Source organism: Bradyrhizobium sp. 197 (assembly GCF_023073375.1).
Taxonomy (GTDB): Bacteria; Pseudomonadota; Alphaproteobacteria; order Rhizobiales; family Xanthobacteraceae; genus Bradyrhizobium.
Genome location: NZ_JADPJJ010000079.1, coordinates 225433 through 251093 on the forward strand (window position 1 = coordinate 225433; position 25661 = coordinate 251093).

The window sequence follows — 25661 nt, forward strand, 5'->3', positions numbered from 1 at the left end:
CATTATGTATACCACACTTGTCCCAACATTCACCCAGGGAGGTTGCAATGCTGGTCGGAGACATTCTGCGCAAGAAGACACCGCGCGTTGTCACGGTGCGAATGAACGAAACGGTGGGTATCGCCGCCAAGCTGATGCGCGCCAACAATATCAGCGCACTGGTGGTGAAGGACGTGGTCCGCTCCGAGGGGAACACCGCGGTCGGCATGTTCACCGAGCGCGACGTCGTGCGCGCCGTCGCCGAGCACGGCGCCAATGCCGTCAACGTCAAGGTCTCGCAGCTGGTCTCGGTGCAGCAGCTCGTGTCCTGCACGTCGAGCGACACGATCGAGCACATCCGCCATCTGATGAACCAGAATCACATCCGCCACCTGCCTGTCATCGACGATTACAGTCTGGTCTCGGTCGTCAGCATGCGCGACATCGCCGCTGCCATGGACGAAGCGCTCAACCGCACGCCGCAAGCAGCAGCCTGAAGGCGTCGCCGCACTTCTTGGAACTGAAGCCACGGAAAAAGGGCGCCCCCTCTCCCGCTTGCGGGAGAGGGTTGGGGAGAGGGTCTCTCCGCTAGGAAGACTCCCCAGGAGGATAGAGCCCTCACCCGCCGCGCTCTTCGAGCGCGTCGACCTCTCCCGCAAGCGGGAGAGGTGCAGAGAGCCTGTGGCGTGAACGATCGAACGAACGACCAATTTTGGTCCCGCGAGGATTCCATGAAGATCTGCATCTACGGCGCCGGCGCGATCGGCGGATATCTTGGGGTTCAGCTCGCGCGCGCTGGCGCCGACGTCAGCCTCATCGCACGCGGCGCCCACCTCGCCGCGATGCGCGAGCGCGGCTTGACGCTGCTCGCGGGCGAGGAGAAGCACACCGTGCATCCGCGCTGCACCGACGATCCCGCCGAGCTCGGCGTGCAGGACTACATCATCATCACGCTGAAGGCGCACTCGATCACCGGCGTGATCGAGAAGATGCAGCCGCTGCTCGGACCCCACACCCGCATCGTCACCGCCGTCAACGGCATCCCCTACTGGTACTTCTACAAGCACGGCGGCCAATACGAGAACGCGACGCTGGAGAGCATCGACCCCGGCGGACGGCAGTGGCGCGAAATCGGCGCCGGCCGCGCCATCGGCTGCATCGTCTATCCCGCCACCGAAATCGAGGCGCCCGGCGTGATCCGCCACGTCTACGGCAACAATTTCCCGCTCGGCGAGCCCTCCGGTGAAATCACCCCGGACGTGCAACGCCTCGCCGATCTCTTCGTCGCCGCCGGGCTGAAAGCGCCCGTGCTCGACCGCATCCGCGACGAGATCTGGCTGAAGCTGTGGGGCAATGTCTGCTTCAACCCGATCAGCGCGTTGACCCACGCAACGCTCGACGTGATCTGCACCGATCCGGCCACCCGCGCGCTGTCGCGCGCGATCATGATGGAGACGCAAGGCATCGCCGAGACGTTCGGCATCAAATTCCGCGTCGACGTCGAGCGCCGCATCGAGGGCGCGCGCAAAGTCGGCGCGCACAAGACCTCGATGCTCCAGGATCTCGAGCGCGGCCGTCCGATGGAGATCGACCCGCTCGTCACCGTCGTGCAGGAGATGGGCCGCCTCACCGGCGTCGCCACCCCCGCGCTCGACTCGGTGCTGGCGATGGTGACCCAGCGCGCCCGCATCGCCGGTCTCTATGACGGCATCACGACGCCATCAGATCCACGCGCACTGGCGGTGGCATGATGGCTGGCGAGATGAAACAATGGCTCCGCTTCCGCAACAGCGGTGCGACCGGCTTCGGCACGCTGAATTCGTCAGGCATCAGCGTGCATGAGGGCGAGATGTTCGGCCGCCATGCAGCCACCGGCAAGACGCTGGCACTGTCGGAGGTCGAGCTGCTCGCGCCCTGCGCGCCCAGCAAGATCGTCGCGCTCTGGAATAATTTTCACGCGCTCGCGGCCAAGCTCAACCAACCTGAGCCACCGGAGCCGCTCTATCTGCTGAAGGCCACCACCAGCATCACGACACCTGGCGCCGTGATCCGCCGTCCCTCGTATTATGACGGCAAGACGACATATGAGGGCGAGCTCGGCATCGTCATCGGCAAGACCTGCGCGCGCGTCTCGCCGGCGGAAGCAGACAGCTTCATCTTCGGCTACACCTGCGTCAACGACATCACCGCCAACGACATCCTGACCAGCGATCCCACGTTCCCGCAATGGGCTCGTGCCAAGGGCATCGACGATTACGGCCCGTTCGGTCCCGTCATCGCCACCGGTCTAGATCCGGCCAAGCTGGTGGTCCGCACCATCCTCAACGGCGCGGAGCGACAGAACTATCCGATATCGGACATGATCTTCACAGCGCAGGAACTGGTCAGCAAGATCTCCCACGACATGACCCTGCTCCCCGGCGACCTCATTGCCGCCGGCACCTCGGTCGGCGTCGGCGTGATGAAAGAGCCGGTGAACACGGTGACCGTCGCGATCGACGGCATCGGCGAGCTCACCAACCAATTTCGGCTGTAGCGCAATCTCTGTCGTTCGATGGATTCCGGGCTCGGCGCTACGCGCCGCCCCGGAATGACGGCCGAGGGGACCTGACGTCGCCCGCTCCCAATTCGGGAAAATCCGGTACTCTCCACCGCTCGTCCATAGATCGGCCGACGCAACCAGCCGTGGATCGCGCTACCGGAAACGTCCGGGCAAGCCCCGCGACCCTTTCGCGCCAGCGCCTCGGCGCGTTGCAGGAGACGCTGGCGACGCTGAACGCCTTCAAGATGGAGCTGTCGAAGTCGCAGGCCGACCTCGTCCCGCTGAAGGCCCCGGTGTTCGGCATCGGGGCTCTGATTGCGGACGTCGGCACCACCCGCGACCTCCTCGCCAAAACCGTCGGCGAGATCGAGGCGAGCGGCGACGTCACCCTCGCCTCGCGCGTCGACGCGCTGACCAAGAGCAAGCGCGAGGTCGAAGACCGCCTCGCCCGCATCTTCGACAATTTCAACGCGCTCGACGGATTGCGGAAAGACATCGGCGGGATTTTCTCGACGATTCGGAGCAGCCTGAACCGGATCGGGTGAGGCCGAGCTGCGCAGGATGGTTTCGCTGCGTTCAACTCATTCTGCGAGCCGCGTGCTCCGAAACGTTCAGACACATCACATCTCCATGCGCCCGGCAGATGCCGCCAACATGTCCCGCGGATGCCGCACTGTGGACGCATTCCGCCGCCCTTCTGTGAGGCGTGTCTGGGGGCACGGCGGTGCCGTCTTTGGACCAAACCTTCTAGGGGTATGACTGTGAAGAAGATTGTATTTGTCGTGGGTGCTACGCTTGCTCTGGTGACGGTTGCGAATGCTGCGGATCTGCCGCGCCGCCAGCCCGTTCCCGTTTATTCGGAGCAGGCGCCGATCGGCAAGATGCCGATTGGCAAGAGCCCGGTTGGAAAGGCCCCGATCGGCAAGGCGCCCGGCCCGGTCGCGGCGCGCTACTGACGCGTTAGCGAAGTACGCGCAGAAGAAGCAAGCGCAGACTTGGCGTAAGCGGCCGACAGTCGAGGGGCACAGCGTGACGAACAAACCTGATCGATCGGGACCCTGCATCCTTGCGGGATTTGCGCTCGCGGCCATGATCGCGTGTACGACACCCTCGGCCTCGGCCCACGAAGCGAACAAGCGCGTTGCTGACGCAAACGCGCTTGCCACGACCGACACCGTATCGCGGCCGGCGCCGCCATCGACGCGGCGCGCGGTCGCGCGCGCAGAGAAAGGTCCGTACTACGTCGATTTCCGCGCCCGCACGGCCGCGAGCTGGGGCCACGCCTTCGTCTGGTACGGCAAGACCAGCGAGCGCGCCGTCGAGGTGGCAGGGCTAACGCCGGCCGGCGACACCTGGGCCTATGTGCTCGGTCACGTCACCTGGGTGCCGGCGGAGACCGGCGCGAGTTACGGCGATCTCGACCCGGACTATCTGACCGCGAACTACCGCGTCTATTTGAACGAAGCCGACGCCAAGCGCGTGTTTGCCTATATCAAGAAATTGCAGGCGAGCTCGCCGGTCTGGAACGCCGAGACCACCAACTGCACCGGCTTCATCGGCGACATCGCCGAGTACATGGGATTGAAGGTCCCCTACCGCTGGCAGCGGCCGGAAAACTTCGTCAACAGCCTCAAGGAAATAAACGGTGGCCGCCAGATGGTGCGACTGTCGGCGGAATAGCCGCAGCCTTGTCACCCGTCGGGCAAAACACCCCGCGCAATTCCCCCACCTCGCCTGTCAATCCTCCGCGCCAAAAATATTCCACTTTACCGAAATTCTGATTTACCGTACACACGAACCACCCTGGCCGAGACAAGGGCGGATCGCGATCGTCACGAACCGCGGGCAGGGTAGCGATGGACGCGACGGCGTCGGGCGCGATCGGAATTGCAGGGCGGCCTTGCCGTGAGCAGTTACCACCGCGCGTACGACACGATGCCGACAGCGTTTTCGCATGGCTTCGGGCGTGAGCACACGCCAGCTCTCGAAGTCCCAGCGAGGATGTGCGCGGACGGCCAAGTCGTGTGGTCCTGACGCCCGAATCTGGCGTCAAGTCTCTTGGTGGCGCTCTCCGCCCGACCGGGCGGCGACGCCAGTGATCCACGAGGCGACGGGGGCAATAGGGCTCGACTCCCCGGGGAGAGCACGAAGTAAGCCGTAAACCATTGCGCAGGGAAGGCCGGGCGATTGGCTGACCTGTGGTCCACCCCGTGTGCATCTTCCTGCGCACGGACCTGGGTGCCAGCCGGCGCCCGGCCTTCCCTGCGCCCTTGTCACGACGAGGGCGATGCGATCAGGCAAAGCTCGGGCGAAATGCGCCGCGAGGAGGCGAAGGTGTGTCCACTGTTTGAAAGTTGGGTCGGGATTGATCAGCAGACTGTTCGTCCGTGCCTCGGATGCAGCGCAGCGTCCCCTCGACGGTGCGCTGCAGAGCCGGGGCTCATCTTTCAGAGAGCCGGGGCCCATCGTTCAGAGTGCTCGCGGGGCATGGGTCCCGGCTCTGCGCCGCAACGTGAAGGACGTTGCAGCGCGTCCGGGACACGAGACGGAGTGACGCTGTCGCCCACACTCATCGCGCCCCAATTATCCGCCCCACGGAATCCCCCACTCCCCCGCATGATCGCCCTGTCCGACCTCGCAATAGACTTTTCCCGACCTGGGCGGCATCCTGCCGCCATCAACCGATAACAGAGCTCCACACAGGCGGGGGAAACAGATCATGTTGCAGACGCGGTTCACGAAGCTCGTCGGTGTCGAGCACCCGATCGTCCAGGGCGGCATGCAATGGGTCGGCCGTGCCGAGCTGGTCGCCGCCGTCGCCAATGCCGGCGCGCTCGGCTTCATCACGGCGCTGACCCAGCCGACGCCGGAGGACCTCAGGAAGGAGATCGCGCGCTGCCGCGACCTCACCGACAAGCCGTTTGGCGTCAACCTCACCATCCTGCCCGCGATCAAGCCGCCGCCTTATGCCGAATACCGCGCCGCCATCATCGAGAGCGGCATCACGGTGGTCGAAACCGCCGGCAACAAGCCGCAGGAGCATGTCGACGAGTTCAAGAAGCACGGCGTCAAGGTCGTGCACAAATGCACCAGCGTCCGTCACGGGCTCTCGGCTGAGCGCATGGGCGTGGACGCCATCTCGATCGACGGGTTCGAATGCGCCGGCCACCCCGGCGAGGACGACACCCCCGGGCTGATCCTGATCCCGGCCGCCGCCAACAAGATCAAGATCCCGATGATTGCTTCAGGCGGCTTTGCCGACGCCCGCGGCCTCGTCGCCGCGCTGGCGCTGGGCGCCGAAGGCATCAACATGGGCACGCGCTTCATGGCCACCAGGGAAAGTCCGATCCACCAGCTCATCAAGGAGAAGATCGTCGCCAATGACGAGCGCGAGACCGAGCTGATCTTCCGCACCATGCGCAACACCTCCCGCGTTGCCAGGAACGAGATCTCGACCAAGGTCGTCGCGATGGAGAAGGAAGGCGCCAAGTTCGAGGACATCCGCGAGCTCGTCGCCGGCGCACGTGGCAAGATGGTCTATGCGACCGGCAACTCGGACGAAGGCATCTGGTCGGCTGGCCAGGTGCAGGGCCTGATCCATGATATCCCGAGCTGCGCCGAACTCGTCTCCCGGATCGTGCGCGAAGCCGAGGCCATCATCCGCAGCCGGCTCGAAGGCATGATCGTTCATCCGACAGCGCAAGCTGCTGAATAGTCACTGTAAGAAGCGAGAGCAATTTATGAAGGCTTATGTCTACGGCCCTGGTGGCGCTACGATTTCCGACGTCGCTCAACCAAAACCTAAAGGCACGCAGGTGCTGGTCCGCGTCCGCGCCTGCGGACTGAATCGCGCCGACACGGGCATGCGCAAGGGCCACGTCCATGGCGCGGCCGGCGGCGCCGGCACCGTGCTCGGTATGGAATGGGCCGGCGAAGTCGCCGAGCTCGGACCGGATGCCAAGGGCGTGAAGGTCGGCGACCGCATTATGGGCTCGGGCGGCGCGGCGTTCGCCGAATACACGCTGGCCGATCACGGCCGGCTGTTCCGCGGGCCCTCGAACATGAATTTCGAGGAAGCCGCCACCCTCCCCGTCGCGCTCGCGACCATGCACAACGCCGTCGTCACCGTCGGCGGCGTGCAGCCGGGGCAAGCCGTGCTGATCCAGGGCGCAAGCTCCGGCGTCGGCCTGATGGCGATGCAGATCGCCAGGCTCAAGGGCGCCAAACTCGTGATCGGCTCGTCGACCGATGCCACTCGCCGCGGCCGGCTGAAGGAATATGGCGCCGACCTTGCTGTCGATTCCTCCGATCCCACATGGGTCGACGAGGTGCTGAAGGCGACGAACGGCGAAGGCGTCGACCTCATCGTCGACCAGGTCTCAGGCCAAGTCGCCAACCAGAACCTCGCCGCGACAAAGGTAAAAGGCCGCATCGTCAATGTCGGCCGGCTCGGCGGCACCCATGCCGATTTCAACTTCGACCTGCACGCGGCGCGCCGCATCGACTATGTCGGCGTCACCTTCCGCACCCGCACCATCGAGGAGGTCCGCGAGATTTTTGAGGAGGTCCGCAAGGACATCTGGGGCGCGGTCGAGTCGCGAAAACTGCAGCTGCCGATCGACAGGGTGTTTGCCTTCGACGACATCGACAAGGCATTCGAGCACATGGAGGCGAACAAGCACCTCGGCAAGATCGTGGTGACGGTGCCGTAGCGGCCCCAGTCTTGCGGGGTGGGCAAAGCGAAGCATGCCCACCACAAGCGGTTGATCAGGAGACGCCTGTTGGTAGGCACGGCGCCATGGCGCCTCTGTCCACCCTACGAAAAGGTGCTCTTGCAAATCACTTGCGACTACTTCTGTGGACTGCAGCTTGATGTTCACCCGTGGCCTGCTAAATCCCACGCCATGAGTTCCCAACACAACAAGACCTCGGTCGCGGCGATCTCGATCTTCGCCAGCGGCGGCATGGCGGCGGCCAAGTTCGCAGTCGGGATCGCGATCGGCTCGCTGGCGCTGATCTCCGAGGCCCTGCACTCCTCGGTCGACCTGGTCGCCACCATCATCACCTGGGCGGTCGTACGGGTGTCCGACAAGCCGGCGGACGAGGAGCATCATTACGGCCACGGCAAGCTCGAAAGCATCTCGGCGCTGGGCGTCACGGCCCTGCTCTACGTGCTCGCCGGCGGCATCCTGGTCGAATCCTACAGCCGGCTGCGCGAGGGAACCCCGCCACCGACCATTTCGGCCGTGCCGTTCGTAGTGCTGGTGATCGACATCGTCGTCAATCTCTGGCGCGCCCGCGCCCTGCACCGCGCCGCGCGGGAGACGCGGAGCCAGGCGCTCGCCGCCGACGCGCTGCATTTCGCCTCCGACGTGATGGGCTCGTTCGCCGTGATCGTGGGCCTGATCCTCGCCGCCCTGGGCTTCTGGTGGGGCGATGCCGCCGCGGCCGCCGCGGTCGCCGTGATGATCGCCCTGCTCGGCTTGCGCATGGCCGGCTCGACCGTGCAGACGCTGCTCGACCGCGCCCCGGAGGGCGCGCAGGAGAAGGCCACGGCCGCGATCCGGGGCGTGTCCGGCGTGATCGACGTCGAACGGCTGCGCGTGCGCATGGTTGGGGCGACCACCTTCATCGACACCATCGCAAAGGTGCCGCGGACCTATCCGATCGACCGCGTCGAGGAGATCAAGCGCAAGGCGCAAGCGGCCGTCGACAAAGCATTCGGCGATACCGACCTCACCTTCACCGCGGTCCCCGTCGCCCGCGACAACGAGACCGTCCGCGACCGCATCATGGTGATCGCGCATAATTCGGGACTCGCCGTCCACCACGTCACGGTGCACGACCTCGGCGGCAAGCTGATCGTCAGCATCGACCTCGAGGTCGACGCCGGAATGCAGCTCGACGCCGCCCATGACGTCGCCAACACGCTGGAGCGCAACATCCAGGAGGAGTTCGGCGCGGACGTCGAGGTCGACGTCCACATCGAGCCGCTGGAACCTGAACTGCCGTTCGGGGTCGATGCCGCGCCGGAACGGGTGCAGGCCATCGCCGCCGCTCTGACGGAATATGCCGCCGGTGGCGAGATCCACGACATCCACAATGTCCGCGTCCGCAACACCGACGCCGGCGAGATCGTCAACTTCCACTGCCGCGCCGAGCCGTCGATGAGCGTGATCAAAGTGCACGAGCACGTCGACGCGATCGAGCGTGCGCTGCGGCGCGCGTTCCCGAGCGTGAAGCGCGTGATCAGTCACGCCGAACCGCCGCGCGCATGATGCAGAATGTGCGAGGAGCCACACGTTCTCGTTTCGGACTCGTAACGCACGTCAATTTACGGACGCGAGAGGCGCGAACTCTCCATTGGATAAGAATTATTCGGCATTAACGATTCATTGACTCTCGACAGGCCGCGAAAACTGGATTCAAATCGCTGTGATTCGAAAGCGATGTGGGGCTGCTTTCGAAATCAGTCGCAGCAGAGTTTCCAGGGGGCCTAGGGCATGGCGCGTGCAGACGCCGCGAACGCGTGCGTGCAATCCGATTCGATCAAAGGATTGGCGCAATCGATCGCGAAACCTGCCTACCATCGGCTGCTGATCGCCGAGCCGGCGCTGCGCCGCGCGGTGCCGACGCTCATCATCGCGTTCCTGATCACGATCTGCCTCGGCGCGTTCGTGCAGGTCGTCGATCAGACGCGCCAGAAGCGGCTGGTGATCCGCCACGACATGTCGGCGCTCGCTGACCTGCTCGCCGAGCGCATCGACCGCCTCACCTCGGCGCGACAGGAGCGGCTGAAGAACATCGAGAACCTGCCGACGCTGCTGTCCGATCTCATTCCGTCCTGGGGCACCGCCCCGGGCCGCCACGTCATCGTCACCTCGGCCGGCCTCGATCGCCGCATCCTCGCCCGCATCCCGGTCGACAGCGATCCCTCGGGCAACGATCGTCTGCTCGACGCAATCACGACGGCGCAACTGCTGGCGGCGCCGCCGCGCGACGGCAACATCTCCGACATGACGCTGCCGAACGGCAACGCCGCGATGGCGACCTCGCGGCAGATCAAGTCGCTGCCCGGCTTCGTCACCGTGATCCAGGAGCGCAACGAGCCGATCTGGGGCTCGGACGCCGCGCTCTCGGTGACGCTGTCGGCCACCACCGGCTTCGTCGTCCTGATCCTCGGCTTCGCCTTCCACTGGCAGTCCACCCGTGCCCGCGAGGGCGATTTGATCAACGACGCCGTGCGCGGCCGGATCGACACCGCGCTCAACCGCGGCCGTTGCGGGCTGTGGGACTGGGACCTGTCGCGCGGCCGCATCTTCTGGTCGCAGTCGATGTTTTCGATGCTCGGCCTCGACGGCCGCAACGAGCTCCTCACCTTCGGCGAGGTCAACGCGCTGGTGAAGTCCGACGACATCGACCTGTTCGAGATCGCCGACCAGCTCATCTCCGAGAAGATCGACCACATCGACCAGACCTTTCGCATGCAGCATGTCGACGGCCACTGGATCTGGCTCCGCGTCCGCTGCGAAAAGACCCACGGCGCGACCGATTCCACCGTGCACCTGATCGGGATCGCCGTCGACATCACCGAGCAGAAGAGCCTCGCCGAGCGGACCGTGGAAGCCGATCTGCGCCTGCGCGACGCGATCGAGACCATTCCCGAAGCCTTCGTGCTGTGGGACGCCAGCGACCGCCTGGTACTCTGCAACTCGCACTTCCAGCGCCTGCACAAGCTGCCCGACAGTGCCGTCATCTCCGGTACCTCTTACGAGACCGTGCTCGAGGTCGGCCGCATGCCGGAGGTGCGAACCCGCCACAACGAGACCGCCAGCCAGGGCCCCGGCGCGCGCACCTTCGAGGCGCAGCTCGACGACGGCAGCTGGCTGCACATCAGCGAGCGCCGCACCAAGGACGGCGGCTACGTCTCGGTCGGCACCGACATCACCCGCATCAAGGAGCACGAGCAGAAGCTGGTCGACAACGATCTGCGCCTGCGCGCCACCGTCATCGACCTGAAGCGCTCGCAGGCAGCTCTGGAACGACAGGCAGGCGAGCTCGCCGATCTCGCCGAAAAATACCAGCGCGAGAAGACCCGCGCCGAGGAGGCCAACCAGACCAAGTCGAAATTCCTCGCCAATATGAGCCACGAGCTGCGCACGCCGCTGAACGCGATCATCGGCTTCTCCGAGATCATGGGCTCGGGCATGTTCGGCGAACTCGGTTCGGAAAAGTACCAGGAATACTGCCACGACATCCTGACCAGCGGGCATTATCTGCTCGAAGTCATCAACGACGTCCTCGACATGTCCAAGATCGAGGCCGGCCGCATGAAGCTCGACATGGAAGAGCTCGACCTGGCGCAGACGCTGGCGGAATCCTTGCGGGTCGTCACCGGCCGGGCGCAGGACAAGCACCTGACGCTCGACGCCGACATCGAAAAATCCCTCTCCGTCGTCGCCGATCGCCGCGCCACCAAGCAGATCATCGTCAATTTGCTCTCCAACGCCGTGAAGTTCACGCCCGACGGCGGACGCATCGTGGTGCGCAGCCGGCAGTTCGACGACAGGATCGTGCTGATGATCGCCGACACCGGCATCGGCATCGCGCCGCATTCACTGGCGCGGCTCGGCCGCCCCTTCGAGCAGGTCGAGAGCCAGCTCACCAAGACCTATCACGGCTCGGGACTGGGGCTTGCGATCGCCCGCTCGCTGGCGCAGCTCCATGGCGGCTCGATGCGGCTGCGCTCCAAGCTCGAAGTCGGCACCGTCGTGCGCGTGACCCTGCCGCGCGACGCGATCAAGGCGGCGTCCGGAATATCGGCCGCGGCCTGAATCCTACGATTGCAGCGACGGCGCGACTTCGCGCGCGACATTGACCAGCGCCGCAATCAGCGGCGTCATCGGATCGCGCTGCGGGATCACCATGCCGATGCTGTAATTGACATCCGGATCGGTGATCGGGATCGAGCGCACTGTATCGGACAGGCCGAGCGTCTCGGCGAGCTTGGCCGGCATCACGCTGGCCCAGCGCCCCGTCTTCACATGCGTGAACAGCACCAGCAGCGAGTTCGACGTCAAGGTCGGCGTCGCCTCCGCGCCGACCGAACGCAGCGCGCGGTCGATGATGCGGCGGTTCTGCATGTCGGGCGTCAGCAGGCACAGCGGCACCTGCCCGACCTCCGTCCACGTTACCGTCTCGCGATCGCCAAACATTCCATCCGGCGCGGTGAGCAGGCGATAGCTCTCGTTGTAGAGCGGAATGGTGCGCACCTTGCCGATCGGCTCATTCTCGATATAGGTCAGCCCCGCGTCCACCTCGAGATTTTCGAGCAGCCCCAGCACCTCGGACGAGGTGGTGGACCGGATGCTGAAGCGCACCTCGGGATGCCTTGCGCGGAACGGCGTCGTCAGCGCGGCGACCATGCCGAGCACGGTCGGGATCGCGGCAATACGGATCTCGCCGGAGAGCTGATGCTTCAACCCATTGATCTCGTCACGCATCGCGCGTGCATCGCCCACGATCCGACGGGCCCAATCCAGCGCCCGCTCGCCTTCCGGCGTAAAACCCTGGAAGCGGGAGCCGCGCTGGACCAGCATCACGCCGAGGATCTCCTCGAGCTGTTTGAGCCCGGTCGACATCGTCGGTTGCGTCACGCCGCACACCTCTGCGGCCCGGCCGAAATGCCGCTCTTTCGCCAGCGCCAGCAGCAATTCAAGCTTGTCGAGCAACCGTCATCCCCTCGGATTGTGTGGTGGCATACAAGCTAGCATGCCCTACCCCGCCCAACACGTAAAAACCGCCCGGCGGACAGCTCCGATTGCAATTTCAAATCGGCTGATCGCCAACGCAAATCGATCGGAATTCGCGATCGCAGCATGAGACAGCTTTATTGATCTTCGAATGATTCCAAATAGTTTGCGATGAGCAGACGCTCTGGTTGAGAACGAAGAATGACAGCGGTTTTTGAGCCTTGGGACGAAACGCGCGGCGCCGATATCATCGCCGAACACAGCAAGCAGGAAGGCGCGACGCTGGTGATCCTGCACGCGCTCCAGGGGGCGTTCGGCTACGTGCCGGAAGCAGCCATTCCGATCGTGGCGCAAACGCTCAATCTGTCGCGCGCCGAAGTGCATGGCGTGTTCACGTTCTATCATGATTTCCGCCACAAGCCGGCCGGCCGCCATGTGCTGAAACTCTGCCGCGCGGAGGCCTGTCAGGCGGCGGGCGGCGATGCGCTGGCTGCGCGTGCCGAGGCGAAGCTTGGCGTCTCGCTCGGCAACACGACGGCCGACGACCGCGTCACGCTGGAGCCGATCTACTGCCTCGGCCTGTGCGCGACCGCGCCGTCCGCGATGCTCGACGGCCGGCTCATTGGCCGGCTCGATGAAAAGCGTATCGATGCGCTTGTTGCGGAGGCGCAGCGATGAAGATGCGAATATTCGTCCCCCGCGATGCGGCTGCAGTCGCCGTCGGCGCCGATGACGTGGCCACGGCGCTCGAACAGGCCGCGGCACAGCGCGGCCTGCCGATTGAAATCGTCAGGACCGGCTCGCGCGGGCTCTGCTGGCTGGAGCCGATGATCGAGGTGGCGACCTCCGGCGGCCGCGTCGCCTACGGCCCGGTTGGCCCGGAGGATATTGCCTCCGTGCTCGATTCGATGGCGAGCAATGGATCTCATCCCCGGCGGCTCGGCGCCGCGGATGAAATCCCCTGGCTGAAGCGCCAGACCCGCCTCACCTTCACGCGCTGCGGCGTGATCGACCCGCGCTCGCTCGAAGACTACCGCGCCCATGGCGGCTATAAGGGCCTTGAGCGTGCGCTCTCGCTCGGCTCGGATGCGATCCTGAACGAAGTCACCGCATCCGGCTTGCGCGGCCGCGGCGGCGCGGGCTTCCCGACCGGCATCAAATGGAAGACGGTCGCGCAGGCGAAAGCGGATCGTAAATTCATCGTCTGCAACGCCGACGAAGGCGACAGTGGCACCTTCGCCGACCGCATGATCATGGAAGGCGACCCCTTCCTCGTGATCGAGGGCATGACGACCGCCGGCATCACCGTCGGCGCGACCAAGGGCTACATCTACATTCGCAGCGAATATCCACATGCCGTCGAAGCGATGAACGCGGCCATCACCGCGGCTAGACGCGGCGGCTATCTCGGCGACAAGATCGGCGGCTCCACATACAGCTTCGATCTCGAAGTACGCGTCGGCGCCGGCGCTTACGTTTGCGGCGAAGAGACCTCGCTGCTGGAGAGCCTCGAGGGCCGCCGCGGCCTCGTGCGGGCAAAGCCGCCGCTGCCCGCGCATCACGGCCTGCTCGGCAAACCGACTGTCATCAACAACGTGCTGTCGTTCGCCGCCATCCCCTTCATCCTGGCCGAAGGCGCCAAGGCCTATGCCGATTTCGGCATGGGTCGCTCGCGCGGCACGATGCCGATCCAGCTCGCCGGCAACATCCGCCAGGGCGGCCTGTTCGAGACCGCATTCGGCGTCACGCTCGGCGAGCTCGTGGACGACATCGGCGGCGGCACGTTCACGGGCCGTCCCGTTCGCGCGGTTCAGGTCGGCGGCCCGCTCGGCGCCTACTTCCCGCGCGCGCTGTTCGACACCCCGTTCGACTACGAGGCCTTTGCCGCGCGCGATGGCCTGATCGGCCATGGCGGCATCGTCGTGTTCGACGACAGCGTCGACATGCGCAAGCAGGCGCGCTTCGCGATGGAATTCTGCGCCGTCGAATCCTGCGGCAAGTGCACACCGTGCCGGATCGGTTCGACCCGCGGCGTCGAGACCATCGATAAGATCATGCGCGGCGAGCGCGTGAGTGAAAATCTGACGCTCGTCGAGGACCTCTGCAACACGATGAAATTCGGCTCGCTCTGCGCGCTCGGCGGCTTCACGCCCTACCCTGTGCTCAGCGCATTGAAGCACTTCCGGGAAGATTTTATCCCGGCCCCGACCACGCTTCAGGCCGCGGAATAGGAGAGCGACAATGTCTCTGATCGAAGAAATCGACTTCGGCACGCCGCGCTCGAAATCGGAAACGATGGTGACGCTGACCATCGACGGCAACCAGGTTACGGTGCCCGACGGCACCTCGATCATGCGGGCTGCAATGGATGCGGGCCACCAGATCCCAAAACTCTGCGCGACCGACATGGTCGATGCGTTCGGCTCGTGCCGACTTTGCGTCGTCGAGATCGAGGGCCGCGCCGGCACGCCGGCCTCCTGCACCACGCCCGTCATGTCCGGCCTCGTCGTGCACACCCAGAGCGAACGGCTGAAGAAGCTGCGCAAGGGCGTGATGGAGCTCTACATCTCCGACCATCCGCTCGACTGCCTCACCTGCGGCGCCAACGGCGACTGCGAGTTGCAGGACATGGCCGGTGCCGTCGGCCTGCGCGACGTGCGCTACGGCTATGAAGGCGAGAACCACATCTTCGCGAAGTCCAATGGCGAGGTGAACGCCGCCTGGATGCCGAAGGACGAGTCGAATCCGTACTTCACCTATGATCCCTCCAAGTGCATCGTCTGCTCGCGCTGCGTCCGCGCCTGCGAGGAGGTGCAGGGCACCTTCGCGCTGACGATCTCCGGCCGCGGCTTCGACAGCCGCGTCTCGCCCGGCATGAGCGAGAGCTTCCTCGGCTCCGAATGCGTCTCCTGCGGCGCCTGCGTTCAGGCCTGTCCGACCGCGACGCTGACCGAGAAATCCGTGATCGAGATCGGCCAGCCCGAACACTCCGTCGTCACCACCTGCGCCTATTGCGGCGTCGGCTGCACCTTCAAGGCCGAAATGCGCGGCGAGGAAGTCGTCCGCATGGTGCCGTACAAGGATGGAAAGGCCAATCGCGGCCATTCCTGCGTCAAGGGCCGCTTCGCCTGGGGTTACACCAACCACAAGGAACGCATCCTCAAGCCGATGATCCGCGAGCGAATCGAGGACCCCTGGCGTGAAGTTTCATGGGATGAAGCGTTCTCGTTTGCCGCCGACAGGATGCGCGGCATCCAGAAGACGTACGGTCGCGACGCCATCGGCGGCATCACCTCGTCCCGCTGTACCAACGAAGAAACCTATCTGGTGCAGAAGCTGATCCGCGCCGGCTTCGGCAACAACAATGTCGACACCTGTGCCCGTGTCTGCCACTCCCCGACCGGCTATGGCCTGTCGACCACGTTCGGTACGTCCGCCGGCACACAGGATTTCGATTCGGTCGAGGACACAGACGTCGTTGTCATCATCGGTGCCAACCCCGCTTCGGCCCATCCGGTGTTCGCCTCCCGCCTGAAGAAGCGGCTGCGCCAGGGCGCCAAGCTGATCGTGATCGATCCGCGCCGCACCGAGATGGTGGAATCGCCGCATGTGAAGGCGCTGCACCTGCCGCTGATGCCCGGCACAAACGTTGCCGTGATGACGGCGCTGGCGCATGTGATCGTGACCGAAGGCCTCGCCAACGAAGCCTTCGTGCGCGAGCGTTGCGACTGGAGCGAGTTCGAGGAGTGGGCGGCGTTCGTCTCCCAGCCGAACAACAGTCCGGAGGCCAGCGCGATCCTCACCGGCGTCAATCCGAAGGATCTGCGCGAAGCGGCCCGCATCTACGCCACCGGCGGCAACGGCGCGATCTATTACGGCCTCGGCGTCACCGAGCACAGCCAGGGCTCGACCACGGTGATCGCGATCGCCAACCTCGCGATGGTCACGGGCAATATCGGCCGTCCCGGCGTCGGTGTGAACCCGCTGCGCGGCCAGAACAACGTGCAGGGCTCCTGCGACATGGGCTCGTTCCCGCACGAGCTCCCCGGCTACCGCCACATCTCGGGCGATGCCGTGCGCGACCAGTTCGAGGCGCTGTGGAACGTCAAGCTCAACCCCGAGCCCGGCCTGCGCATCCCCAACATGTTCGACGCGGCGGTCGAAGGCACGTTCATGGGCATCTACGTGCAGGGCGAAGACATCCTGCAATCCGATCCCAACACCAAGCATGTGGTGGCCGCACTGTCGGCGATGGAATGCGTCATCGTCCATGACCTCTTCCTGAACGAGACCGCGAACTACGCACACGTCTTCCTGCCCGGCTCGAGCTTCCTCGAGAAGGACGGCACCTTCACCAACGCCGAGCGCCGCATCCAGCGCGTTCGCAAGGTGATGACGCCGAAGAACGGCCTCGCCGACTGGGAGGTCACCATCGGCCTTGCCAAGGCCATGGGCTTCGAGATGAACTACAGCCACCCTTCCGAGATCATGGACGAGATCGCCGCGCTGACCCCGACCTTCGCCGGCGTCTCCTACGCCAAGCTCGACGAGCTCGGCTCGGTGCAGTGGCCCTGCAACGAGGAGGCGCCCGAGGGCACGCCGGTGATGCATATCGACGACTTCGTCCGCGGCAAGGGCAAGTTCGTCGTCACCGAATATATCGCGACCGACGAACGCACCGGCCCGCGCTATCCGCTGCTGCTCACCACGGGCCGCATCCTCAGCCAGTACAATGTCGGCGCGCAGACCCGGCGCACCGAGAACGTAGTCTGGCATGCCGAGGACCGGCTGGAGATCCATCCGCACGATGCCGAGCAGCGCGGCGTGCGCGACGGCGACTGGGTGCGGCTGAAGAGCCGTGCCGGCGAGACCACGATGCGTGCGGAGATCACCGATCGCGTCGCGCCGGGCGTCGTCTACACCACCTTCCACCATCCGGACACGCAGGCCAACGTCATCACGACCGACTATTCCGACTGGGCGACCAACTGCCCCGAATACAAAGTCACGGCGGTGCAGATCTCGCCGTCGAACGGCCCGTCCGACTGGCAGAAGGCCTACGACGCGCAGGCACGGCACTCCCGCCGCATCGCGCCGGCCGAGGCGGCGGAGTAGCGGCATGCACGTGCCGGTCCAGGCCATCGACCGCGAGATCTGGCGCGACGGTATCGCATCCGAGGGGACACGGCTGATTCCGGAGGAGACGCCGCTGGCGCTGACCTACAATGGCGGCACCTACGCCGTCATGATGGGGACGCCGCAGAACCTGGAAGATTTTGCGGTCGGCTTCAGCCTCGATGAAGGCATCATCAAATCGGTCGACGACATCAAGTCGCTCGAAATGGTCCGCCTCGACGACGGCATCGAGTTGCGCATGTGGCTGGCCTCGGAAGATGCCGCGCGCATCGGCGAGCGGCGCCGCCACATCGCCGGCCCGACCGGCTGCGGCATTTGCGGCATCGATTCAATCGCCGAAGCCGTGCGGCCTGCGGCTGTCGTGCCGCAGGGACAGACGTTTACGCCCGAACAGGTCATGGCGGCGATGCAGACCATCGCACCGCTGCAATCGATCAATTTGCAAACCCGCGCCGTTCACGCCGCCGCGTTCTGGTCGCCTGCCGGCGGTATCGTCACGCTGCGCGAGGATGTCGGCCGCCACAATGCGCTCGACAAGCTCGCCGGTTCGCTGGCGCGCAGCCGCACGGTTGCAAGCGGCGGCATCGTGCTGCTGACCAGCCGCGTCTCGATCGAGATGGTGCAGAAGACCGCCGCCATCGGCGCGCCGGTGATGGTCGCCGTCTCTGCGCCGACCGCGCTCGGGATGCGCACCGCTGAGGCCGCCGGCATCACGCTGATTGCCATTGCCCGCCAGGACGGGTTCGAGGTGTTTTCGCATGGCGGCCGCGTTGTCGCGCGTCATGCCACGGAGATTGCCGATGTCGCCTGACCGCCTGATCTACATGGCCAACCAGATCGGCATGTTCTTCCGGAGCCAGGGCCACGACAAGGCCGTGCCGGGGATCGCCGATCATATCAAGAAGTTCTGGGATCCGCGGATGAAGCGCGCGATCTTCGCCCATCTCGATGCCGGCGGCGTTGGCTTGGAGCCGAACGTGCGCGAGGCGCTCACCTCGCTGAAGCCGGCGACGTCCCTTCCAGCAGCGACCTGAAGACACGGCGCACCTCGCTCTGCGTCTCCTTCACGCGCGCCTCCAGCGAGGAGAAATCCGGCGCGTCGCCGGCGCGTGCCATCACGCGCAGGAGGTCGGTGCCGGCTGTTTCCGGCTTGAAGCGGTCGCTGACGCAGAGCCGCAGGATCTGCGTCAGGTCGTGATAGAGCCGCGCTGCGGCGCGCAGTATCTCGGTCTCCGATTGTGCGAGCACGCCGAGCCGACATGCATTTTCCAGCACCTGCATAGTGCCGACGTCGAGAATCTCCGGTGTCTCGTGAGCATGCACGAGCTGGAGATATTGCGCGATGAAGTCGATGTCGACCATGCCGCCGGCGGCGTATTTGAGATCCCAACGGTCGGTCTCGCCCTTCTCCTGCGCGATCGCGCGCCGCATGTCGGCGACGTCGTTGGCGGTGATTCCGGGATCGCGGCGGCGGGTCAGGACATCGCGGATGACGTGCTCGATCCGTTCCCGAAATGCGGGCGAAGCCGACACGACGCGCGCGCGCGTCAGCGCCATGTGCTCCCAGGTCCAGGCCTCGTTGGTCTGGTAGTCCGCGAAGGAGACGAGGCTCGACGCCACAGGGCCGGCACGCCCCGAGGGGCGCAGCCGCATGTCGATCTCGTAGAGCACGCCGTAATTGGTACGCGTCGTGAAGGCGCTGATCAGGCGCTGGGTGAAGCGGGCGAAGTAGTGTGCACCTTGCAGTGACTTCGCACCGTCGGAGTCCGGGTTGTCGCTGTCGAAATCGTAGAGCAGGATCAGGTCGAGATCGGACGAGGCCGTCATCTCTCGGCTGCCGAGCCGGCCCATCGCGATCATCGCGGTCTCTTGCCCCTTGATCCGGCCGTGCTGGGCGGCAAAGCGGTCGGCGACAAGGCCGTGCACGGTGTGGACGATGCCCTCGGCGACGTCGGCAAAGGCGGTGCTCGCCTGCTGCGCCGAGACCGTGCCGGACAGGATGCGCGTGCCGATCAGGAACAGGCTCTCCTGCCCGAACAGGCGCAGGCGGTCGAGGAACTCTTCGTATGAGCCGGCATCCTGCACTGTCGTCGCGAGCCGCCCGGACAATTCCTGCCTGTCGGGCATGGCGCCGAAGAAGCGCGGATCGATCAGGCCGTCCATGAGCTGCGGCTGTCGTGCCAGCATCTCGCCGAGCCGCGGTGCCGCACCCAACACCAGCGCCACCAGCGCGACGAGATCGCGGTTCTGGCCGAGCAGCGTGATCAGCCGGCCGCCGCGCTGGAGCGCCCCAAGGAATTGATCGAACGCCACGACCGCCCGATCCGGCTCTTCGGCATGAGCGAGACCGTCGATCAGGGCCGGCACGAATTCAACGAAGGCGCTTCGCGTCGCCTCATTGCGAAACACGCGGTAGTCGCCCGTGATCCAGTCACGCACGGTCTGCGCAACCGCGGCGGGCTTCTTGAAGCCGAGCGCCGCCAGCTGCTGAAGCAACCGCGGATCGTCGGGACCCACGCTGTAGTCGAGTGCCGGCAGCCTGGCCGTTCCGGTCGGATCGTCGCCCTCGAACAGCTTTTCGTAGTGCCCCTGGACGATCTCGAGCTGGCGCAAGAGGTCGCCGGCAAAGGCCTCGCGATCCGGATAACCGAAGAACCAGGCGAAACGCTCGACCGCCTCCTTGTCCTCGGGCAGCGTATGGGTCTGCTCGTCGGCGATCATCTGGAGTCGATGCTCGACCCGGCGAAGGAATTCGTACGCAGTGGCCAGTTCGTCGCGCGCTGCGAACGTGATCCAGTTGCTGGAAGCGAGAATATTGAGCGCGGCGAGCGTCGGCCGCACGCGCAGTTCGGGATGACGGCCGCCGGCGATTAATTGCTGGGTCTGGGCGAAGAACTCGATCTCGCGGATTCCGCCGCGCCCGACCTTCACGTTATGCCCTTCGACCGCGACCTCGCTCTGGCCGCGATAGGTCTGCATCTGCCGCTTCATGTCGTGAACGTCGGCAAGCGCGGCGAAATCGAGATGCTTGCGCCAGACGAAGGGCGCGATCTCCGCGAGCAGCGCTTCGCCCGCTTTGGGATCGCCGGCGCAGGCTCGCGCCTTGATCATCGCGGCGCGCTCCCAGGTGCGCCCTTCCCGCTCGTAATAGTTCAGCGCGGCGTCGCGCGAAATCGCCACCTGCGTCGAGGATGGATCGGGACGCAGGCGCAGATCGACGCGGAAGACATAGCCGTCATAGGTGCGCTGCTGGAGAATGCGTGCCATCCCCTGCGTCACCCTCACGAAGAATGGCTGGGGTTCGATATCCGCTGCCAACGTCGTATTGTCGGGATCGAAGAACACGATCAGATCGATGTCGCTGGAATAGTTCAGCTCGCCCGCGCCCATCTTGCCCATCGCAAGCACGATCAGCCCGCAGCCTTCCTCGGGCGCCTCGGGATTGGGCGGCAAGAGCTTGCCGCGTGCGGCTTCCTGCCGCAGCAGGTACTGAAGCGCCGCCTGCACCGAGGACACCGCGACATCGGTGAGCGCTGCGGTCACCCGCATCACCGGCCAGACGCCGCCGATGTCGCACAGCGCGGTCAGGAGCGCGGCCTCCGCCTTCATGCGGCGAAGCAGCCGCATCACCTCGGCCTCGTCGGATGCCGCAAGCACCGCACCGCTCGCCTCCGCGATCAGCGTGGCGAGATGCGCATCCGGATCGCATTCCAGCAGCCGGATCAGGCGCAAGGGATCGGCACGCGCCAGTTCGAACAGATAAGGCGAGAATTCCGTGATGCCGGACAGGATGTCCCGCGCGAAGGGATGAGCCAGCAGCGCTTCAAGACGGGCGGATTGCGCGGGCTCGAGCTCGGCCAGCCAGCTTTCAAAATGTCCTTGGTCGGTGACGGAAGCGGCAATATGGGGAGCCTCCGCGAAGCGTGCGGCCAGGCTCTCGCCATGCTTGTCCGCGTTTCCCGGCGCGGAATGGTTCATGCCACCTTCTGTGGCACATCCTGCATTGACGGAGCAACCCTGTCGCCGGCCCCCGCGCGCGCCGGCAGCACCAGCGTGGCGACAAGCCCGGGCTGGGCGTCGCCCAACCTCAACTCGCCGCCATGCAATGTCGCAACCGCCGAGGCGAGACTGAGGCCGAGCCCGGATCCGGGCAGCGTACGGCTCGCTTCCAGCCGCACAAATCGTTCCACGACGTGCTTGCGGTCGGCTTCGGGGATGCCGGGACCGCGATCGGTGACGCTGAGCAGCACCTGATCGCCCTCGCGCCTGGACTCGATCGTGATCTGCCGGCTGTCCATGCTGACCACGGTTCCAGCCGACTGCGCGATCGGTTTGCCGTATTTGATCGCATTCTCGACAAGATTGGCGAGCGCCTGGCTGATCAATTCGCGGTTGGCGTGAACCGGCGTCGGCTCGCAGCTGACCTTCAAGATCATGCCGTCGTCTTCGGCCAGCGGCTCGTAGAGCTCGTGGATGCCGCCCGCGACGTCGGCGGCGTCGAAATCATCCATGTTGCCGCGCGCCTGTCCGGACTCGGCACGCGCGATCATCAGCAGCGCGTTGAAAGTGCGGATCAGGCCGTCGGATTCCTCGATGGTCCGTTCCAGGGCGGCGCGGTAATCGGCCTCGCCGCCCGATTTCGCCAGCGCCTCCTCGGCGCGGTTGCGCAAGCGCGTCAGCGGCGTCTTGAGATCGTGGGCGATGTCGTCGGAAACCTCCTTCAGTCCCGCCATCAGCGCCTCGATCCGCTCCAGCATGGCGTTGAGGTTTTCGGCGAGGCGGTCGAGTTCGTCACCGCTGCGTCCCACCGGCAGGCGTTCGCTGAGATCACCGGTCATGATGCGATGGGCGGTGCCGCTCATCGCATCGATGCGCGTGAGCACTCGGCGCGCCACGAAGATGCCGCCGCCAAGGCCGAGCACCACGACGATCAGGATCGACCATTGCGCGGCCTTCGCCACGATGCCGAACAGCCGTCGCCGCTCCGCGAGATCGCGTCCGATCAGAAGCCGGAAGCCGTTTTCCAGTTCGGTGACGCGAACCAGCGCAAGATGGTCGCGATCATCGGTGTCCTCGATCCGCCGGTAGGCGGTCTCGGACCAGCCGCGCGTCGCCATCACGCCGGGCGCGAGCGAGCCGACATTGCCGGCGATCGACTGGCCGGTCGGCGTCGTCACCAGATAGAGGTTGGCGCCCGGCCGCAACGCCCGGTACTCAATGGCAAGGACGAGACCGCGCAAGCCGCGGCGGCCGTAGATCTCGTTGATCTCCGACGTCTCGGCATTGACCGTCTGCGTGATCTCCTCGGTGATCAGCCGCCGTGTATTCCAGGCGAAATAGGCAAGCAGCGAGGCCGCGAACATCGCGAACAGCAGCAAATAGACCAGCGTCAGCCGGAATGCCGTGGTGCGGACGAGTTTACCGAATGCCGTCACGGATCATGTACCCGGCGCCGCGGATGGTATGCAGCAGCGGCCGCTCAAAACCCTTGTCGATCTTGGAGCGCAACCGCGAGATGTGCACGTCGATCACGTTGGTCTGCGGATCGAAATGATAGTCCCAGACGTTCTCCAAGAGCATGGTGCGGGTCACCACCTGGCCCGCATGCTTCATAAGGTATTCGAGCAGGCGGAATTCACGCGGCTGGAGCGTTAGCTCATCCTTACCGCGAGCGACGCGATGGGAGAGCCGGTCGAGCTCGAGATCGCCGACTCGGTACAGCGTGTCCTCGGCCGGACCGCCGCGGCGGCGTGACAGCACCTCGACCCGGGCCAGGAGCTCGGCAAAGGAATAGGGTTTTGGCAGATAGTCGTCGCCGCCGGCGCGCAAGCCCTTGATGCGGTCGTCGACCTGTCCAAGCGCGGAGAGAATCAGCACCGGCGTCGAATCGTCCTTGTCGCGGAGCGCGCCGATCAGCGACAGGCCGTCGCGCTTGGGCAGCATGCGGTCGACCACCAGCACGTCGTAATCGCCGTTCTCGGCCATGGCGAGGCCTTCCTCGCCGTCGGCGGCGTGATCGGCAATGTGCCCGACCTCGCGAAACGCCTTCACGAGATAGTCGGCGGATTCGCGGTCGTCTTCAATGATGAGGAGGCGCATCGTGCGTTCGGCGACGGTCAAGGGAGGGAACCTTCTCTAAACATGGCGCGAGCGGCAATCGCATGCAAGCCGAGTGAGAGACTCTGGCAACGAGAAAAAGGCGGGCGGTGAAGCTGGGGGGACCTCACCGCCCTAGGCCTTCCGACGGAGGGGGGCGTAATTCCACCGGAAGGTAGACAGGGGAAGCAAACGTTGCGCTGCTTCCCCGAAGGACGCCGTCGGCGGGGGCGACTGATGCCGGCGACACCCTTCATCTCGTGGGCCTCCTGAGGCCTGTCCCTTGGTTAGCCCTTGGTTAACCCTTGGCGATGGGCACGGCGACGAAGCGCGACTGGCCGCCGCTCTTGACCCGCATCAGGACGCTGTTTTTGTTGTCGGTCCGCGCCGTGGTGATGGCGTCGCGGACTTCGCCGGCAGTGCTCACGCTCTTGCCGCCGACTTCGAGAATCACGTCGCCTTCCTTGAAGCCGCGTTCGGCTGCGGCGCTCTTCGGATCGACTTCGGTGATCACGACGCCCTCCTTGCCGGCGCCGGCCACAGAATCGGCGGGCGCGACGGTCATCCCGAGCTTGGGCACGTCGGTGCCACGGCTCGCGCCCTTGCCGGTGTCCTTGTCGGTGTCGGCTTTGGCCTCGACCGTGTTCGGCAACTGGCCGAGGGTCAGGTTCACGACCTTGTCCTGGCCCTTGTGCAGCACGTTGAGCTTCACGGTCGCGCCGGGCGCCAAACCGCCAATGGTGCGGGCGAGCTCGCGGGCGTCCTTGACCGATTCGCCGTTGACTGACGTGATCACGTCACCGGACTCGATGCCGGCCTTGGCCGCCGGGCCATTCGCCTGCGGCTCGGCAACCAGCGCACCTTCGGCCTTCTTCATGCCGAGGCTGTCGGCGATGTCGGAGGTGACAGGCTGAATCTGCACGCCAATCCAGCCGCGGCTGACCGAGCCCTTGTCCTTGAGCTGCGCCACCACGCTCTTCACGGTGCTCGCGGGAATCGAGAATGCGATGCCGACGCTGCCGCCGGAGGGCGAGTAGATCGCGGTGTTGACGCCCATCACCTCACCGTTGGTGTCGAAAGCCGGACCGCCGGAATTGCCCTTGTTCACGGGCGCGTCGATCTGGATGAAATCGTCATAGGGGCCGTTGCCGATGTCGCGGCCGCTGGCCGAAACGATGCCCGCGGTCACGGTGCCGCCGAGGCCGAACGGATTGCCGACCGCGAGCACCCAGTCGCCGATCCGCGGCTTGCCGTCGGCAAGCTTAGCGAACGGGAAGTTCGAGCTGCCCTCGACCTTGATCAAGGCGAGATCGGTGCGCTGATCGGTGCCGATCACCTTGGCGGTGTAGGTCTTGCCCTCGTCGGTCGTGACCTCGACCTTGTCGGCTCCGTCCACCACGTGGTTGTTGGTCACGGCGAAACCGTCGGCCGAGATGAAGAAGCCGGAGCCCTGGCCCTGCACGACGCGCCCACGGCCGCCCCCCTTCTGGCCCGGGAAACCGTCCGGACCGCCGAAGCGGCGGAAGAAGCGCTCCATCGGCGAGCCCGGCTGGAACGGCGACTGCGCGTCATCGCCGTCATCATTGCTCGCGGTCTTTTCCTTGATGTTGACTTTCACCGAGATCACTGACGGCTTCACGCGCTCGACGATGTCGGCGAAGCCGATCGGACGCTCGACCTTGCGGACCTCGTTGTTGACCTGCGCATGCGCCGGGGTCGAGAACAGGTCGGCTGGCGAGGTCGGCGGGCCAAAGCCGTAGATGGCGGCACTGAGCCCGGCGACGACCGAGGCCATCAGCGCGATCTTGCGGGCCGAGAAAACCGATCGGCGGGGCTGCCGGTAGGACGGAAGGTTCGAGAGGTCGGGACGGTCGGTCATGCAGAGATCTCCAGGGCCTTGAAATCCATTTGGTGCCTGATGGCGGCACCTTACGGAGCTGAAGATGGGGGCTCCCGCCTTACCGTGCGCTGGCGGCGGGGTTAAACTTTTGTAATGAACGGCAATGCGAATGCGGCAGTTCATCGCAGGACGAAAGTTGTGATCCCGCAGGAACTTAGTCGTCCGTGAAGAATTCCCAAGTCGTTGATTTAGAATCTGGAAACGGCGCACTGGGCTAATTGAGCTTGCCGGGAATCGGGTGCAACGAAGGGGATTC

At 65.3% G+C, this 25661-nt stretch carries 20 protein-coding genes; 15 read left to right on the forward strand and 5 right to left on the reverse strand.

All coding sequences use genetic code 11. The features are described from left to right. The first annotated feature begins 47 nt into the window (after nt 1-47). From IVB27_RS19790 to IVB27_RS19835, 10 genes are all read left to right on the forward strand, one after another. Nucleotides 48-476 carry a CBS domain-containing protein gene (locus tag IVB27_RS19790; RefSeq protein ID WP_247349999.1) on the forward strand — a complete coding sequence of 143 codons (429 nt, stop codon included), beginning with the start codon at nt 48-50 and terminating at the stop codon, nt 474-476. A gap of 234 nt (nt 477-710) precedes the next feature. Then, the gene (locus IVB27_RS19795) at nt 711-1730 is read left to right on the forward strand and encodes a 2-dehydropantoate 2-reductase (protein ID WP_247444997.1); all 1020 of its coding nucleotides are present in this window, start codon (nt 711-713) and stop codon (nt 1728-1730) included. Beyond that, on the forward strand, nt 1727-2515 hold the full coding sequence (locus IVB27_RS19800; protein WP_247444998.1) for a fumarylacetoacetate hydrolase family protein: 789 nt from the start codon (nt 1727-1729) through the stop codon (nt 2513-2515). Before IVB27_RS19795 ends, IVB27_RS19800 begins: the two co-directional genes overlap by 4 nt. Before the next feature lie 149 nt (nt 2516-2664). Next, nucleotides 2665-3066, forward strand: a complete 402-nt coding sequence (locus IVB27_RS19805; protein WP_247444999.1) for a hypothetical protein — start codon at nt 2665-2667, stop codon at nt 3064-3066. Nucleotides 3067-3276: 210 nt separating this feature from the next. Beyond that, a complete protein-coding gene (locus IVB27_RS19810; protein WP_007608336.1) occupies nt 3277-3477 on the forward strand; it encodes a hypothetical protein in 201 nt (66 codons plus the stop codon). Between the two features lie 73 nt (nt 3478-3550). Then, a complete protein-coding gene (locus IVB27_RS19815; RefSeq protein ID WP_247349991.1) occupies nt 3551-4201 on the forward strand; it encodes a hypothetical protein in 651 nt (216 codons plus the stop codon). 1039 nt (nt 4202-5240) lie between these two features. Continuing rightward, nucleotides 5241-6236: an NAD(P)H-dependent flavin oxidoreductase gene (locus IVB27_RS19820; protein WP_247349989.1), complete on the forward strand. Its 996-nt coding sequence runs from the start codon at nt 5241-5243 to the stop codon at nt 6234-6236. 25 nt (nt 6237-6261) lie between these two features. Further along, nucleotides 6262-7233: a zinc-binding dehydrogenase gene (locus IVB27_RS19825; RefSeq protein ID WP_247445000.1), complete on the forward strand. Its 972-nt coding sequence runs from the start codon at nt 6262-6264 to the stop codon at nt 7231-7233. Between the two features lie 192 nt (nt 7234-7425). Next, nucleotides 7426-8799, forward strand: coding sequence for a cation-efflux pump (locus IVB27_RS19830; protein WP_247445001.1), 1374 nt, complete (start codon nt 7426-7428; stop codon nt 8797-8799). Nucleotides 8800-9024: 225 nt separating this feature from the next. Continuing rightward, the gene (locus IVB27_RS19835; protein ID WP_247445002.1) at nt 9025-11355 is read left to right on the forward strand and encodes a PAS domain-containing sensor histidine kinase; all 2331 of its coding nucleotides are present in this window, start codon (nt 9025-9027) and stop codon (nt 11353-11355) included. Nucleotides 11356-11358: 3 nt separating this feature from the next. Here the strand turns inward: IVB27_RS19835 and IVB27_RS19840 are convergent, their stop codons facing one another. Then, entirely contained in the window at nt 11359-12252 is an 894-nt protein-coding gene (locus IVB27_RS19840) for a LysR family transcriptional regulator (protein WP_247349978.1), read from the reverse strand. Between the two features lie 222 nt (nt 12253-12474). Between IVB27_RS19840 and IVB27_RS19845 the strand changes: the two genes are divergently transcribed. The 5 genes from IVB27_RS19845 to IVB27_RS19865 are packed head-to-tail and all read left to right on the forward strand — an operon-like array spanning nt 12475 to nt 18443. Then, a complete protein-coding gene (locus tag IVB27_RS19845; protein ID WP_247445003.1) occupies nt 12475-12951 on the forward strand; it encodes a formate dehydrogenase subunit gamma in 477 nt (158 codons plus the stop codon). After that, nucleotides 12948-14504, forward strand: coding sequence for a formate dehydrogenase beta subunit (locus tag IVB27_RS19850; RefSeq protein ID WP_247445004.1), 1557 nt, complete (start codon nt 12948-12950; stop codon nt 14502-14504). Before IVB27_RS19845 ends, IVB27_RS19850 begins: the two co-directional genes overlap by 4 nt. 10 nt (nt 14505-14514) lie before the next feature. Further along, nucleotides 14515-17388 carry a formate dehydrogenase subunit alpha gene (gene fdhF / locus IVB27_RS19855; protein ID WP_247445005.1) on the forward strand — a complete coding sequence of 958 codons (2874 nt, stop codon included), beginning with the start codon at nt 14515-14517 and terminating at the stop codon, nt 17386-17388. 4 nt (nt 17389-17392) lie between these two features. After that, on the forward strand, nt 17393-18220 hold the full coding sequence (gene fdhD, locus IVB27_RS19860) for a formate dehydrogenase accessory sulfurtransferase FdhD (RefSeq protein WP_247445006.1): 828 nt from the start codon (nt 17393-17395) through the stop codon (nt 18218-18220). Continuing rightward, entirely contained in the window at nt 18210-18443 is a 234-nt protein-coding gene (locus IVB27_RS19865) for a formate dehydrogenase subunit delta (RefSeq protein ID WP_247445007.1), read from the forward strand. The genes fdhD and IVB27_RS19865 overlap by 11 nt, the downstream gene beginning before the upstream one ends. On the opposite strand, the gene IVB27_RS19870 is transcribed toward IVB27_RS19865, so the two are convergent. From IVB27_RS19870 to IVB27_RS19885, 4 genes are all read right to left on the reverse strand, one after another. Further along, nucleotides 18400-21387, reverse strand: a complete 2988-nt coding sequence (locus IVB27_RS19870; RefSeq protein ID WP_247445008.1) for a bifunctional [glutamine synthetase] adenylyltransferase/[glutamine synthetase]-adenylyl-L-tyrosine phosphorylase — start codon at nt 21385-21387, stop codon at nt 18400-18402. The two genes, IVB27_RS19865 and IVB27_RS19870, sit on opposite strands and share 44 nt — an antisense overlap. Further along, nucleotides 21384-22844 carry an ATP-binding protein gene (locus IVB27_RS19875; protein ID WP_247445009.1) on the reverse strand — a complete coding sequence of 487 codons (1461 nt, stop codon included), beginning with the start codon at nt 22842-22844 and terminating at the stop codon, nt 21384-21386. The genes IVB27_RS19870 and IVB27_RS19875 overlap by 4 nt, the downstream gene beginning before the upstream one ends. Continuing rightward, the gene (locus IVB27_RS19880; protein ID WP_038944287.1) at nt 22828-23508 is read right to left on the reverse strand and encodes a response regulator transcription factor; all 681 of its coding nucleotides are present in this window, start codon (nt 23506-23508) and stop codon (nt 22828-22830) included. The genes IVB27_RS19875 and IVB27_RS19880 overlap by 17 nt, the downstream gene beginning before the upstream one ends. 295 nt (nt 23509-23803) lie before the next feature. Further along, nucleotides 23804-25384, reverse strand: a complete 1581-nt coding sequence (locus IVB27_RS19885) for a Do family serine endopeptidase (protein WP_247445010.1) — start codon at nt 25382-25384, stop codon at nt 23804-23806. Nucleotides 25385-25661 lie beyond the last annotated feature (277 nt).